Annotated in this window: 12 protein-coding genes; 11 read left to right on the forward strand and 1 reads right to left on the reverse strand. The window is 64.9% G+C overall.

Going from position 1 to position 15,055, the window contains the following annotated elements; all coding sequences use genetic code 11:
• Positions 1-152: 152 nt before the first annotated feature.
• The gene (ffh, locus tag ACE191_RS06020; protein WP_400191282.1) at positions 153-1,499 is read right to left on the reverse strand and encodes a signal recognition particle protein; all 1,347 of its coding nucleotides are present in this window, start codon (positions 1,497-1,499) and stop codon (positions 153-155) included.
• Positions 1,500-1,698: 199 nt separating this feature from the next.
• Between ffh and ACE191_RS06025 the strand changes: the two genes are divergently transcribed.
• The 11 genes from ACE191_RS06025 to ACE191_RS06075 all read left to right on the forward strand — a co-directional run bounded on the left by ACE191_RS06025 (position 1,699) and on the right by ACE191_RS06075 (position 14,937).
• Positions 1,699-3,006, forward strand: a complete 1,308-nt coding sequence (locus tag ACE191_RS06025; protein ID WP_400191283.1) for a glycosyltransferase family 4 protein — start codon at positions 1,699-1,701, stop codon at positions 3,004-3,006.
• 108 nt (positions 3,007-3,114) lie between these two features.
• Positions 3,115-4,134: a UDP-N-acetylglucosamine 4,6-dehydratase (inverting) gene (gene pseB / locus ACE191_RS06030; protein ID WP_400191284.1), complete on the forward strand. Its 1,020-nt coding sequence runs from the start codon at positions 3,115-3,117 to the stop codon at positions 4,132-4,134.
• A 174-nt stretch (positions 4,135-4,308) separates the two neighbouring features.
• Complete coding sequence (pseC, locus tag ACE191_RS06035) at positions 4,309-5,490, forward strand: UDP-4-amino-4,6-dideoxy-N-acetyl-beta-L-altrosamine transaminase (RefSeq protein ID WP_400191285.1); 1,182 nt, start codon at positions 4,309-4,311, stop codon at positions 5,488-5,490.
• Positions 5,490-6,374, forward strand: coding sequence for an aldo/keto reductase (locus tag ACE191_RS06040; RefSeq protein WP_400191286.1), 885 nt, complete (start codon positions 5,490-5,492; stop codon positions 6,372-6,374). The genes pseC and ACE191_RS06040 overlap by 1 nt, the downstream gene beginning before the upstream one ends.
• Positions 6,356-7,156 (forward strand): SDR family oxidoreductase, encoded by an 801-nt coding sequence (locus tag ACE191_RS06045; protein WP_400191287.1) that lies wholly within the window; start codon positions 6,356-6,358, stop codon positions 7,154-7,156. Before ACE191_RS06040 ends, ACE191_RS06045 begins: the two co-directional genes overlap by 19 nt.
• Positions 7,141-7,881 (forward strand): cytidylyltransferase domain-containing protein, encoded by a 741-nt coding sequence (locus tag ACE191_RS06050; protein WP_400191288.1) that lies wholly within the window; start codon positions 7,141-7,143, stop codon positions 7,879-7,881. Before ACE191_RS06045 ends, ACE191_RS06050 begins: the two co-directional genes overlap by 16 nt.
• A complete protein-coding gene (pseG, locus tag ACE191_RS06055; RefSeq protein ID WP_400191289.1) occupies positions 7,881-8,915 on the forward strand; it encodes a UDP-2,4-diacetamido-2,4,6-trideoxy-beta-L-altropyranose hydrolase in 1,035 nt (344 codons plus the stop codon). Before ACE191_RS06050 ends, pseG begins: the two co-directional genes overlap by 1 nt.
• A gap of 52 nt (positions 8,916-8,967) precedes the next feature.
• The gene (gene pseH, locus ACE191_RS06060) at positions 8,968-9,513 is read left to right on the forward strand and encodes a UDP-4-amino-4,6-dideoxy-N-acetyl-beta-L-altrosamine N-acetyltransferase (protein ID WP_400191290.1); all 546 of its coding nucleotides are present in this window, start codon (positions 8,968-8,970) and stop codon (positions 9,511-9,513) included.
• 54 nt (positions 9,514-9,567) lie between these two features.
• A complete protein-coding gene (pseI, locus tag ACE191_RS06065; protein ID WP_400191291.1) occupies positions 9,568-10,611 on the forward strand; it encodes a pseudaminic acid synthase in 1,044 nt (347 codons plus the stop codon).
• Between the two features lie 4 nt (positions 10,612-10,615).
• Entirely contained in the window at positions 10,616-11,905 is a 1,290-nt protein-coding gene (locus tag ACE191_RS06070; protein WP_400191292.1) for a hypothetical protein, read from the forward strand.
• Between the two features lie 92 nt (positions 11,906-11,997).
• Positions 11,998-14,937 (forward strand): LamG-like jellyroll fold domain-containing protein, encoded by a 2,940-nt coding sequence (locus ACE191_RS06075; protein ID WP_400191293.1) that lies wholly within the window; start codon positions 11,998-12,000, stop codon positions 14,935-14,937.
• Positions 14,938-15,055 lie beyond the last annotated feature (118 nt).

Below are 15,055 nucleotides of genomic sequence, written 5' to 3' on the forward strand. Positions count from 1 at the left end.
AGCCGTTTGGCTTCCGGGAAACGCCGTTCGCCTCGCCAGGGTTAGCCCAACCGCCCCCGGCGCGCTCAGCATCCGCCCAATAGACAACAGGCGCCCCGGCTGGTAGCCGGGGCGCCTGTCAATCATCGGAAAAAATCCGGGTGAATCCGGGATTAGCGACGCAGGCCGCCACCCATCATCTTGGCCATCTGGGCCATGCCGCCCTTGGTCTGGCTCATCTTGTTCATGGTGCGCATCATCTTGCGCATCTCGTCGAACTGCTTCATCAGGTTGTTGACCTGCTGAATGCCCTGGCCCGAGCCGGCCGCGAGGCGCTTGCGGCGGCTGCCGTTCAGGATGTCGGGGTTGGCGCGCTCCTGCGGGGTCATGCTCTTGATGATGGCCTCAATGGGCTTGAAGGCATCGTCGTCGATTTCCACGTCCTTCATGGCCTTGCCCATGCCCGGAATCATGCCCACCAGGTCCTTCAGGTTGCCCATCTTCTTGATCTGCTCCAGCTGGGAGAGGAAGTCGTCGAAGTTGAACTGGTTTTTGCGGATTTTGGCGTTGATGCGCTTGGCCTCGTCCTCGTCGAACTGCTGCTGAGCGCGCTCCACTAGGCTGATAACGTCGCCCATGCCCAGAATGCGCTGGGCCATGCGGTCGGGGTAGAACAAGTCCAGCGCCTCCATCTTCTCGCCTGTCGAGATGAACTTGATGGGCTTCTCCACCACCGCCCGGATCGAGAGGGCCGCGCCGCCGCGGGCGTCGCCGTCGAGCTTGGTGAGCACCACGCCGTCGAAGTTCAGGCGGTCGTTGAAGGTCTTGGCCGTGTTCACCGCGTCCTGGCCCGTCATGGAGTCCACCACGAACAAGGTTTCGGAGGGATTGATGGCCTTCTTGACGGCTTCAATCTCGCGCATCATCTGCTCGTCGACGGCCAGGCGGCCGGCGGTGTCGATGATGACCACCTTCTTGTTGTTTTTGCGGGCGTACTCGAGGGCGTTCTGCGAAATCTGAACCGGGTTCTTGTTCTCGACCTCGGCGTACACTTCCACCCCAATCTGCTCGCCCAGCACCTTCAGCTGGTCGATGGCGGCGGGGCGGTACACGTCGCAGGCCACCAGCAGCACGGTGCGGTTCTGCTTTTTGATGTGGGAGGCCAGCTTGCCGGCGAAGGTGGTTTTGCCCGAGCCCTGCAAACCCGAGAGCAGCACCACGGCCGGGTCGCCCTTGATGACAATGTCCTTTTTTTCGCCGCCCATCAGCTCGGTCAGCTCGTCGTAGACGATCTTAACCATGAGCTGACCCGGCGACACCGACGTGAGCACGTCGCGGCCCAGGGCCTCGTCCTTGATCTTGTCGGTGACTTCCTTGGCCACCTTGTAGTTCACGTCGGCGTCCACTAAGGCGCGGCGGATTTCCTTCACCGTGGAGGCGACGTTGATTTCGGTGATGCTGCCCTGGCCCTTCAGGGTTTTGAAGGCGCGGTCGAGCTTGGTGCTTAAATTATCAAACATGGTAGGGCTGAATCCTCTGGGTGGCGGCGGGCCGGGTGGGCGAAAAAGCGGCCAACAGCCGCCGCTTCCGCCTTTTTGCGGGCCGGTCCGTAAAAACCGGCCGCGGGGCTCCCGGCCCCAGCCACAAAAATAGCCACAAAACCCCGAAAGCCGGTTTCGTGGTTTACTTTCGTGTTTCCGCCGCTTTTCCCGCCCCGCCGTGTCCGCTGCTCCGCTGCGTTTGCTCGTCATTACCTACTACTGGCCGCCCTCGGGCGGCGCCGGCGTGCAGCGCTGCCTGAAGTGGGTAAAGCACCTGCCTGCCTTTGGGGTTGAGCCAACGGTCATTACGGTCGACCCCGCTCAGGCCGCCTACCCGGTGCTCGACCACTCCCTAGCCGCCGACGTGCCGCCGGGCGTGCGCGTTATCCACACGGGCACCACCGAGCCCTTCGGGGCCTACCAGAAACTCACCAACCGGCCCATTCCGCACGGCGGCTTTGCCAACGAGGGCCGCGCCTCCCTCGCCCAGCGCGTGGCCCGCTTCGTGCGCGGCAACCTGTTTGTGCCCGACGCGCGCCGCGGCTGGAACCGCCACGTGCTGCGCGCCGTGGCCCAGCTGCTGAGCGCCGGGGAGCGGTTCGACGCCGTGCTCACCTCCTCGCCCCCGCACTCCACCCAGCTTATCGGCCTGGAGCTGAAGCGCCGCTACGGGCTGCGCTGGCTGGCCGATTTGCGCGACCCGTGGACCGACATCTACTACACCCAGGCGCTGCTGCGCACGGCCCCGGCCCACTGGCTCGACGCCCGCTACGAGCGGCAGGTGCTCACGGCGGCCGACGCGGTCATCACCACCAGCGCCGACACCCGCCGCCTGCTGGCGGGCAAGGTACCCGGGCTGCCGGCCGGCAAGTTTAACGTGCTGCCCAACGGCTACGACGAAGCCGATTTCGGGGCGCCCTCCGCGCCGCCCGCCGATCAGCTGCTGATTACCTACGTGGGCACCGTCACCGGGCAGTACCACCTCGGGCCGTTTCTGCGCGAAGTAGCGGCCTGCATCGGGCGCCACCCCACGGTGCCGCTGCGCCTGCGCTTTGTGGGGCGCGTGGCCCGCGAAATCGAGCAGCAGCTGGCCGAGGCGGGCCTGCGGGCGCACACCGAAATCGTGCCCTTCGTGCCCCACGACGAGTCCATCGGCTATCTGCTGCGCAGCACGGCCCTGCTGCTGGCCATTCCCGACGTGCCCCACAACTTCGGTATTCTGCCGGGCAAGATTTTCGAGTACCTGGCCGCCAACAAGCCCATCGTGTGCATCGGACCGGTGGGCTCCGACGCCGACCACATTCTGGAGGAAAACCAGGCCGGCCGCACCCTGGCTTACGAAGCCACCGCCGCCATGCACGAGCACCTCGACCAGCTGGTGGCCGCCTGGCAGCATAACTTCAACCTGGATTTGCCGGCCGTGAGCCACGCCCGCTACTCGCGGCGTGCCCTCACCGAGCGGCTCATCCAGCTCATCCGCGGCTGATGCCCGCCGCGCCCGCGCCCCATCTCGGGCCAGACTAGGCAAAGCCGGGTGGTATTGCCTAATTTTGCCGTCTGTGCCGGCCCCAAGGCCGGCTTCTATTTCCCTGGCATGGCCCTCGACCTCAATCACAAGTCTATTCTCGTCACCGGCGGCACCGGTTCGTTTGGCAAGCAGTTCGTGCAGTCGGTGCTCGACCGGTTCCCGCAGGTGAAGCGCCTGGTGGTGTACTCGCGCGATGAACTGAAGCAGTACGAAATGGCCCAGCACTTTCCCACCGACAAGTACCCGGCCATGCGCTACTTCATCGGCGACGTGCGCGACGCCGAGCGCATGAAGCGCGCCTGCGAAGGCATCGACGTGATTGTGCACGCCGCCGCCCTCAAGCAGGTGCCCGCGGCCGAGTACAACCCCATGGAGTGCATCAAGACCAACATCTTCGGGGCCGAAAACGTGATTAACGCCGCCCTGGACTGCGGCGTGAAGGACGTGGTGGCCCTGAGCACCGATAAGGCCGCGGCCCCCATCAACCTGTACGGCGCCACCAAGCTCTGCTCCGACAAGCTGTTCGTGGCCGCCAACAACATGAAGGGCAGCCGGGATTTGCGCTTCTCGGTGGTGCGCTACGGCAACGTTATCGGCTCGCGCGGCTCGGTGGTGCCGTTTTTCCTGCAGCAGCGCGGCAGGGGCGTGCTGCCCATCACCCACCCCGACATGACGCGCTTCAATATCTCACTCGACGAGGGCGTGGATTTGGTGCTGTACGCGCTGGAGCACTCCTGGGGCGGCGAGATTTTCGTGCCCAAGATTCCCTCCTACCGCATCACCGAGCTGGCCACGGCCATCGGCCCCGAATGCCGTCAGGAAATCGTGGGCATCCGGCCCGGCGAGAAGCTGCACGAGGAAATGATTACCGAAACCGACGCGCTGAGCACGGTGGAGCTGGACCGCTACTACGTGATTCTGCCCTCGACCCCGCCCTGGAGCGTGGATAAGTTCATTGCCCATTTCAAAGGCAAGCGCGTGCCGCTGGGCTTCCACTACAACTCGGCCAACAACGACGAATGGATGACAGCCGAGCAGCTGCGCGAGGAAATCCGCCAGCACGTCGACGCCGACTTTACGGTGTAGCCGCTGGCTGCCCCGCCCCAAAGCCCGACCTTACCGGCCGGGCTTTTTTTGCGGCCGAGGCCTAACGATTGGGCCACCCGGCTGGGCCGGTCAGGCGCCGCAAACACGGGCCGCCGAAACTATCCACTGCTGGGCGGCCGCCCAAACCCGCCGAGCCCGTACTTTTGAGGCCTCATGGCTACGTCTTCGTTCGTCCCCTCCCGTCCCATTCCCTACGGCCGCCAGCACATCAGCCCGGCCGATGAGCAGGCCGTGCTCGACACGCTGCGCTCGGACTTTCTCACCCAGGGCCCGCAGGTGGCCGAGTTTGAGCGGCGCTTTGCCGACTACATCGGCGTGGAATACGCCGTGGCGGTGAGCAACGGCACGGCGGCCCTGCATTTGTGCGCGCTGGCGTTGGGCGTGCAGCCGGGGCAGCGCGTCATCACCACGCCCATCACCTTCGCGGCCTCGGCCAACTGCGTGCTGTACTGCGGCGGCGAGGTGCATTTTGCCGACATCGACCCTGCAACCGCGCTCATCGACCTGGCCGCGGTGCGGCGCCTGCTCGAGAGCCACCCGCGGGGTTATTTCCACGGGCTGATTCCGGTAGATTTCGCCGGGCTGGCCGTGAACCTGGAGGAGGCCCGCGCGCTGGCCGACGAGTTTGGCCTCTGGATCATCGAAGACGCCTGCCACGCCCCCGGCGGCTCGTTCCTGGATGGGCAGGGCCGGGAGCAGCGCTGCGGCAGCGGGCAGCTGGCCGACCTGGCCATTTTCTCGTTTCACCCCGTCAAGCACATTGCCACCGGCGAGGGCGGCATGATTACCACTGCCCGCCGCGACCTGTACGAAAAGCTGCTGCTGCTGCGCACCCACGGCATCAGCAAGGACCCCGCCCAGCTGCAGCGCGCCGACGAGGGCGGCTGGTATTACGAGATGCAGACGCTGGGCTACAACTACCGCCTGCCCGACATGCTCTGCGCCCTGGGCCTGAGCCAGCTGCAGCGCGCCGACGAGGGCCTGGCCCGGCGCCGCGCCCTGGCCGCCCGCTACGACGCGGCCTTCGGCCCGGTGCCCGGCGTTGAGCTGCTGCACACCGACGCGGGCCACGCCTACCACCTCTACATCGTGCAGGTAGCCGACCGCCGCGGGCTCTACGACTTTCTACGCAGCCGGCAGATTTTCGCGCAGGTGCACTACATCCCGGTGCATACCATGCCCTTCTACCAGCAGCAGGGCTGGCGCGCCGGCGACTTTCCCCACGCCGAGCACTACTACGCCCGCTGCCTGAGCTTGCCCATGTTCCCCACCCTCAGCGACGAAGAGCATCAGTACGTGATTGACTGCGTGCTGGAGTTTGTAAATCGGAGCTGATGAACGTTGAGTTTGTCCACAAACTGGCCCTGGGAACAGCGCAATTCGGCCTCGACTACGGGCTGAACAACACTACCGGGCGCCCCAATGATGCGACCGTCCGGGCTATTCTGCAGGAGGCGGCAAGCCAAGGCGTCACGCTGCTCGACACAGCGGCGGCCTACGGCGACAGCGAAGCCCGGCTGGGGCATTTGCTGGAAGCCAGCTCCGGTCAATTCCAGCTTGTAACCAAACTGGCGGCGGGCTCACCCGCGGAAGTCAACCTGCAAATTCAAGCTTCGTTGCAGCGGCTTCACCTCAAGCAGGTATATGGCATCCTCTTTCACAGCTTCGATGGCCTGAAGCAACACCCGGAAGCCTGGTCAGCCTTGGTGGAAGCCCGGCAGGCGGGCCTGACAACGCGCATCGGCGTGTCGCTCTACCACCCGGTTCAGGCGCGCTGGCTGCTGGACTCGGGCCTAAACCTAACCCTAGTGCAGCTTCCCTTCAACGTGCTGGATCAGCGCTTCGCGCCTCTACTGGCTGAACTGCGGAAGCGGGGCATCGAGGTGCACGCGCGCTCGGCCTTCCTGCAGGGCCTGCTGCTGCGCGACCTTGGTAGTCTTCCCTCTTTTTTTGAGCCGCTGCGTCCCAAGCTTGCGCGGCTGCAAGCTCTGGCTCGGGAAGCGGGTGTGCCCCTGCCGGCCCTGCTACTGCAATTCGTGGCTCAGACGCCCGCAGTTGACCGGGTAGTGATTGGCGTAGATTCAGCAGAGAATCTGCGGGTCAACGTGGCGGCCAGGGCCTACGCCGAGCAAGCCCGGGAATTAAGGCCGCAACTGGTGCGGCTGGCTGAAACCGATGAGCAATTTATTCTGCCGTACACATGGCCTCCGACGCGCTAGCCTCATTTGCTGATCTATTTTCCCTGCGGGGCCAGGTGGTGCTGATGACCGGCGGCTACGGCCACCTGGGCCGGGCCACGGTACGGGCGCTGGCGGCCCAGGGCGCCACGGTGCTGGTGCTGGGTCGTCACCGGGATGGTTTTAGTGAAGCCTTCGGCGAGCAGCCGTCTGACGTCCACTTTATCGCCTGCGACGTGGCCGACACCGCGTCGGTTCAGCAGGCATTTACCCGCAGCACCGCTGATTACGGCTTGCCCGCTGTCCTCATCAACAACGCCGTTTACAGCCGCGGCAACCGACCCGATCAGCTCACTGACGAAGAATTTGCCTTCGGCCTCGACGGCTCGATGGGCACCACCTACCGCTGCATTCGCGAAATTCTGCCCTACTTCCGGCAGCGCGGCAGCGGCAAAATCATCAACGTGGCCTCCATGTACGGCGTGGTAGCGCCCGATTTCACGGCCTACGCGGCAACCCCGCAGTTTACCAACCCCCCGCACTACGGCGCAGCCAAAGCCGGCGTAATTCAACTCACGCGCTACTTCGCTTCCTTCCTAGGCCCGGAAAACATCCAGGTGAACTGCGTGACGCCGGGGGCGTTTCCCAGCGCGACCGTGCAGCAGCACCCGGAGTTCGTGCGCGAGCTGGAGCAGCGCATTCCCCTGGGGCGCATTGGCCGGCCCGAAGACCTGGCCGGCGCTTTCGTGTTTTTAAGCTCCCGCGCCGCTGATTTCGTAACGGGGCACAATCTGGTTGTTGACGGCGGATGGACCATTCGCTAAGCCCAGCTCCGCGCACCGGCGCCTTGGTGCAGGCCCGCCTGGGCTCAACCCGCCTGCCGGGCAAGGTATTGCTGCCCCTACCCCTGGAAGGCAACCTCACTGTACTCGACCAAGTGTTGGCGCGGGTCGGGCGAGTGCCGCAGCTCAGCACGGTGGTTGTGGCCACCTCATCTGCCGCGGCCGACGATGCGCTGGCGGCGACGGCCGAAGCGCGCGGCGCGGCCGTGTTCCGGGGTAGCGAGCAGGATGTGCTGGGCCGCTTCTACCACGCTGCCACTGCTTTTGGCCTCGACGTGGTGGTGCGCCTTACCGCCGATAACCCCGCCCTCGACCCGCATTACCTGACGCAGGCCCTGGCCCATCACCTGCGGAGCGGCGCCGATTATACCCTGACCACGGGCCTGCCACTGGGGACCAATCTGGAAGTCATCAGTTACGCGGCCCTGGCAGCGGCCCATACCCAGGCCCAGCGCCCCGAGGAGCGCGAGCACGTGACGCCCTACCTGCGTCGCCACCCCAACGCTTTCCGCCTCGAAACCCTCGCGTTTGAGCCTTTGCTACCGGATCTACGGCTCACGCTCGACTATGCCAGCGACTACGCCTTGCTGCACCTGCTTTACACCAGTCTACCCGCGGGCTTCGGTCTGCGCGAGGTGCAACTGCTGCTGGCGCAGCATCCCTGGCTGGCAGCAATTAACGGTAGCAACCAACAAGTAAGCCCCTGATGCCCGCCCAGCCTGCCGCCCGCCTGGTTCTACGCGCCGATGGTAACTCCCGCATCGGGCTGGGCCATGTGGTGCGCCTGCTCGCCTTAGCCGACATGGTCCGGGGTGCGTTTGCCGAAACCCTGTTTGCCGCCCAGCAGCCCCCGCAAATCGTCCGGCAGCTGATTGCCGAAGCCGGCCTGCCGATGCTGGAGCTGCCGGAGCAGCCGGCCGCCGCCGAGGCACAGTTGCTGGCGGCCCGGCTAAGCGCCCGCGATGTGCTGGTGCTCGACGGTTACGACTTTCAGACCACTTACCAGTTGGCTGTGCGCGCCAGTGGCTGCCGCCTGGCAGTCGTAGACGACTTGCGGGCCTGGCCTACGGCGGCCGACTTGCTAATTAATCACGCCCCGGGAATAGCGCCCACTGATTACGAGGAGCTGGCTTCCACCCGGTATTGCCTGGGTCCCGAGTATTCACTGCTCAGAAGACAATTCCGCCAGAGCCTGCAGCTGCCGGCGCCAGTTCCCCATATTGAGTCGGTGCTGCTGTGCTTTGGCGGCGCCGATCCGGAGAGGCTCACTCACCGCTGCTTAGTGGCGCTGCTGGGCATGAGCCAGGTGCGTCAGATTGGCGTGGTACTGGGCGGCGCCTTTGCCTACGAGGCCGACTTGCACGAGCTGACCCGCGGGCAGGACACCAACAGGGTCCGGTATCATCGCAGTGCTTCCGCCGAGCAGATGCTGGCCCTGTATCAGACACACGATGCGGTGGTATGCCCGGCCAGTACGGTTCTGCTCGAAGCCCTGCTCCTGGGTCGGGCCGCCGTAACGGGCTACTACGTGGACAACCAGCGCCACCTGGCCGAGTACGTGCAGGCGCACCGTCAGGCTTACTCCGTAGGGGATTTTTCCCGGTTATCGAGTGGGGAGCTGGCCCGGGAGCTTGGCCAGGGTTTCAGGTTCCACGAAAGCCAGCTACGCCAGCCCTACGTGACGGCGCTGGCCCCGGCACAGCTCCGGGCCGAGTTTGCCCGCCTGGCCGCGCCGCGCTGACAACGCCGGCCGGGCTGCTACCTTTGCGGCCGCCTGCTTTTGTGCCCCGGCTATGAATAACGAACTGCTACGCCCCCTACTTGCCCAAGACCTTGAACTGGTGCGTGCCTGGCGCAATTCCGCGGCCGTGGCGCAGTATATGTACCACGCCGATACCATCACCGCCGAGCAACAGCGGGCCTGGTTCGCGGCCATCAGTCAGGATACTTCCAGACAGTACTGGATTATCCAGCACGAGGGCCGGCCGGTGGGCGTAGCCAACCTCTACGCAATCAATCAGGCATTTCAGTCGTGCTACTGGGCTTTCTACCTGGGCGAGCAAGACCTACGCGGTACGGGTATCGGCGCCAGGGTGGAGTTTGCGGTGCTCGAATACGTTTTCACGGAGCTGCAGCTTAACAAGCTGCTCTGCGAGGTATTTGTCGACAACGCCCGGGTGGTAGCCATGCACGAGAAGTTCGGCTTCCGGCGCGAGTCCTACTTCCGTGAACACATTCGCAAAGACGGCGCGTTCAAGGATGTCATTGGCCTGGCCCTGCTGCAGCGTGAGTGGCTGCAACTACGCGAGGCCATGCAGGCCCGGGTGTTCCGCCGCTAGCCCCACGGCGTTCTATTTCTGATGTTTTGTTGCCGGCTCCCGCCCGGTTTTGCCATGCCTGAATTTCAAATCGGCGCCCGCGCCATCGGCCCCGAGCAGCCACCCCTGATCATTGCCGAACTCAGCGGCAACCACAACCAGTCGCTGGAGCGCGGGCTGGCCATTGTCGATGCCATGGCCGCGGCCGGCGCCCACGCCATCAAGCTGCAGACCTACACGGCCGATACCATGACCCTGCGCGGCGCCCACCGCATCGACGATCCGTCGTCGCTCTGGTATGGGCGCGAGCTGTACGAGCTCTACGAAGAAGCTCATACGCCCTGGGAGTGGCACCGCCCGTTATTTGAGCGGGCCCGGCAGCACGGCCTGCTGGCCTTCAGCTCGCCCTTCGACGAAACAGCCGTTGACTTCCTGGAGTCGTTGGACGTACCGGCCTACAAGATTGCCTCCTTCGAGAATACCGACTGGCCCTTGCTGCGGCGCGTAGCTGCCACCGGCAAACCCGTTATCATGAGCACCGGTGCCAGCCGCCTGGCCGAGGTAGCCGAAGCCGTAGACGTGCTCCGGGCAGCCGGCTGCCGGCAACTCGTGCTGCTCAAGTGCACCAGCACCTACCCGGCCACGCCCCAGAACACCAACCTGCGCACCATTCCGCACCTGCAGCAGCTTTACCCCGACTGCCTGGTGGGCCTGTCCGACCACACCATGGGGGTAGGAGCTTCGGTAGCCGCCGTGGCGCTGGGGGCCTGCGTGGTGGAAAAGCATGTCACGCTGCGCCGCGCCGACGGTGGCGTGGATTCGGCCTTTTCGCTGGAACCCGAGGAAGTGGCGCAGCTGGTTACCGAAACCGAGCGGGCTTGGCAGGCGCTGGGCAGCATCCAGTACGGGGTGCAGCGGGCCGAGGAAAACAGCCGCCTTTACAAACGTTCGTTGTACGTGGCGCGCGACATTGCCGCCGGGGAGCCGTTCAGCCGCGAAAATCTGCGCGTGGTGCGCCCCGGCGACGGGCTTCCTCCCCGCTACTTCGACCAGGTGCTGGGCAAACCGGCCCGCGCAGCCCTGCGTGCCGGCACCCCGCTTAGCTGGGAAAACCTGTAGGCCCGTGTTGGTTTCGCCTCTGGTGGCGCGCATGCGCGACCTGCTGCAGCTGCGGTTCAGCCCGCTGTATGCTTCGCTGCCCAGTTCGGTGCTCGAACCCGTGTCGCCGGCCAGTCCGGTGCGGCGCTTGGTTAAGGTGCTGGGCTACGCGGGACTGCGGCTGGTGGGCAACGTGTTCCGGCCGGTGCGTAACCCCGAAAAACTGAGCGGCGCGGTCTGGCTCTACGTGGTCAGTCAGAACAACTACGATGCGCTGCACTTTCTGCGGCAGCACCGTGCCGACGCCGTGCTGGTAGCGGGCCAGAGCAAGCAGATCGGGCGCTACAACCATCGAGTCAACCGGCTTTCCCTGCGCCGCAAGCTACTATACTACTGGCAGTTCCCAGTGGTCTTGCTCGGTCTGCTGCGCACCGAAGGGCGGGCCGCCTGGCGCTTCTTTGATCTGATTTTCAACGCCATTGGCTACTACGAGGTATACCGCCGGGCCCTGCGCCACTACCGGCCGCGAGCGGTGGTATTTGCCAACGACCACAACGACGATGCCCGCGCCCTGCTGCTGGCTTGCCAAGCCGAAGGCGTGCCCACAGCTTACATTCAGCACGCGAGCGTGAGCACCTCGTTTCCGCCTCTGGGCTTCGATCTGAATTTGCTGGAAGGCCAGGATGCGCTGGATAAGTACCGGCAGTGTGGCCCCGTGCACGGCAGAGTACAGTTGGTAGGTATGCCTAAGGCCGATGCTTTTCTGTCCCAGCGCAATACCAGCCTCGCAGTGCGCCGCGTGGCCATTGCCGCCAACCTGCTCGACCCTACCGATGGGCTGAGCGCCGCCCTGGAATACCTACTGAGCGAGTTTCCCGATATTACCTTCACCCTGCGCCCTCACCCCGGCGACCAGCGCGACTTTGCCGACCTGCGCCGGGCCTTTCCGCAGCTGCGCTGGTCCAGTGCCCGGGAGGAAAGTGTGTTTGAGTTCCTGCTGGGCCACGACGCGCTGGTGGCGGCCGACACCTCCACCCACCTCGAGGCCACGCTGCTCAACCTGGTCAGTATCTACTACCGCTTCGGCACCCACGCGGCGGCCGACGATTACTACGGCTACGCGGCCCACGGCCTAGTTGAACGGGCTTACACCCTGCCCGAAGTTGGCGAGCTGTTGCGCCGCTACCAGCAGCTCAAGCCGGCAACCCACTACCAGCGGGCGGCTTACTACTCCGCTACGCTGGGCACTCCAAACGAAGGAAAAAGTCAGCAACTTGCCCTGCAGGCTATCGATGCCTGGCTCCAACAGCCGTAACTTGCAGGCTTTCATGTTCCATTCTCTCTATGCTCCTCAACTCTACCTCTCCCTTGGCGAATCTTTCGCGGGCGCTGGCCAAAGGCGCTCTGATGCTTCTCACTTTCGCCGCTGCGCCCGTCCACGGTCAAACGTTGCCTGGAGCGGGCAATTCTTTGACCTTTAATGGTTTTGGCAATTACGTCGAAACCGGCACGAGCAACCGCGGCATCACACAGCAGGTAACCGTAGAAGCCTGGATCAGGACTTCTACCAGCGACTATCAGTTTGTGCTGGGCAAATATTCTGACGCGGCGGGTGAGGACAAGGGCTACCATTTGGTGACGAATGGCGGTTATGCTGGTTTTCACGGCCGAGCCGGAGTAGGTCAGTACTTTACCTCCGGCTTGTCGGCCACACGCGTAGATGACGGCCGCTGGCATCACTTGGCCGGGGTTTGCACCGGCAACACCTGGCAGATATACATTGATGGCGTGCTGGAAAACAGCACGACCTTCAACTATACCAATGGTGACCTGACTACTTCGGTGCCAATGGCCATTGGCATCTACTACTTGGCCAATGGCCGATTCTTCAGTGGGCAGATGGATGAGGTGCGCGTGTGGAAAACGGCCCGCACGGCCGCCCAAATCCGCGCCGCGATGTGCGCCAAAATCCCCACCGCGCCGGCCGACCTGGTTGCCTACTACCGCTTCGACCAGAGCAGCGGCGCCACGGCCACCGATGCAGGCAGCACCCCAGTAAACGGCGCACTGACCAACTTCTTCGGCTCGTCGCCGTGGACCACTTCCGGCGCCGCCCTGGGCGATGCGAGTGTATCGGCTTATCCCAGCGGCAGCTCCAGTGGCACTACCTTGTCGCTCACCGCGGCCAATGGGGATGCGGCGCAGGTGAACGTTGCCAGCAGCAACACCCGCGGCGTGCAGCTCTACGCCGTAAACCAAGCGCCGAATGTGGCGCCGGCCGCCGGGGCCAGCAGCAGCTACTTTGGCGTATTCACCACTCCCGCCAGCTCCACCTACAGCGTCAGCCTGCTTCCTCAGGACGGCAGCCCGGCGGGCAAGCGCGTGTATGGGCGCTCCAGCAACGAAGCCAGCTGGTCGGCCGCTACGACCACCAGCTCGGCGACGTCCCTGACGGTGGCGACCCAAATCAACCGCGGCGAGTACATTCTGACCAGCAACCTCTGGACGGGCGCCGTCAGCACGGTATACACCAACCCCGCCAACTGGAGCGCCAACCTGGTTCCCACGGCGGCCGACGACGTGGTCATTCCGGCCAACGCCGTGCGCATGCCGGTGCTGGCTGCCGCGGCCGCGGCAGCCAGCTTTACCGTAATGCCGGGAGCATCGATGACGGTGGAGGCAGCCGGTAATCTGAGCCTCAGCGGCAAGCTCACGGCTGACGGCAGCCTGACGGGCCTGGGCGCAGTGTCGCTCACCGGCTTGGCGCCGCAGGTGCTGAGCGGAGCGGGCACAGTTGATCTGGGCTTCCTGACGGTGGGCGTGGCCGGCGCCCAGTCGTCGGTGCCCATGCTGGTGCGCCGGGTGCTGACGACCAACGGCAACCTGGCCCTGGCCGACAACACGCTGACGCTGGCCTCGGATGCCCAGGCCACGGCCATGCTCTACAATGCCCCGGGAACCAGCGTCACGGGCCGGGTAACGGTGCAGCGCTACCTCGATGGTTCGCGCAACAGCGGCGCGGGCTACCGCCACCTGGCCGCCCCCGTGCAGAATACCACCCTGGCCGACCTGGCCACGGCCGCTTTCACGCCCATTGTGAACCCGGCCTACACCAGCACCACGGTGCCCTTCCCAAACGTTTTTTACTACAGCACCGCCCGCGTAGGAACCGGCAGTACGGTGGCTGACTTTGATCTGGGCTGGTTGTCGCCGGCGGCCACCACTGACCCCATGGTACCGGGCAAGGGCTTTGCCGTGAACATCAGCGGCAATCAGGTCGTGGATTTTGGCGGCTCGCTGCGGACGACCCCGTTGCGCGTGGATGGCCTGCACCGGGATGCCACCCCGCAGTCGGGCTGGCACCTGCTGGGCAACCCCTACCCCGGCCCCATCGACTGGAATGCGCTAACGGGTGGCCTGAACAACCTGGATAATGCGCTGTACGTGTTCAAATCCTCCGGCCCCTACACGGGAACCTACGCCACCTACATCAACGGGGTAGCGGCCAACGGTGGCTCCAACCTCATTCCCATGGGTCAGGGCTTTTTTGTGCGCGTGAGCACGCCCAACGCCGGCTCGGCCGCGCTGCAGTTCTCGCATGCGGCCCGCCTCACTTCCTACGCCAACCCCGCCCTGCAGCGCAGCACGGAAACCCGCCCGCTGGTGCAGCTTGAGCTGGCCGGCAGCACCGGCCCGGCCGACCAGGCCACGGCCTACTTCCAGGCTGGGGCTACGCCCGGCTTCGATTCGGCCTACGATGCTTACAAGGTAGCCGGCAACAACCCCAGCCGCCTGGCCTTCCTGGCGGGTAACGTAGAATTGTCGATCAACGGCCTGCCCATTACCGGCCTGGCTACTCCCGTTACGCTGCCCTTGCTGGTGCGCGTGGCGCAGCCTGGGACCTACACCCTGAGCGCCAACCAACTGCTCAATCTGCCTACGGGCGTTTCTGCTTTCCTGCACGATGCCCAAACCGGCACGTCGGTTAACCTGGCGCAGCAATCAAGCTACGCCTTCACGGCCACCAGCGCGGTGCCGACCGGCCGATTCTCCGTGGTGCTGACCGCCAATCAGCCCCTGGCCGCTGCCCCGGCCCGCCTCGGCGAGCAGCTGAGCATTTACCCCAACCCCGCGCAGCGGGAAGTTTGGCTGGAGCTGCCGACCGCCGTGCGCCCGCAAGGTGCCCAGGCCAGCCTCATCAACGCCCTGGGCCAGCAGGTATTCGCGCAGAAACTGAGCGGCAGTGCCCCGGAGCGGCTGGCGCTGCCGGTGCTGCCCTCGGGAGTGTACACCCTGCGCGTAAACCTGCCCGAAGGCGTAGCCACCAAGCGTTTGGTAATTGAATAGGCTTTGACGCTTGCCCTTGCCGGGCCGCCTGCCTGCCGCTTGCTGCGGCGCGCGGGCGGCCCGGTTGCATTGTGCCTCGTTGCGCTGGTAGCGGCGTCGATTCGCCTTCCTGTCCTGT

It is taken from the genome of Hymenobacter sp. B81, assembly GCF_044628455.1.
Taxonomy (GTDB): Bacteria; Bacteroidota; Bacteroidia; order Cytophagales; family Hymenobacteraceae; genus Solirubrum.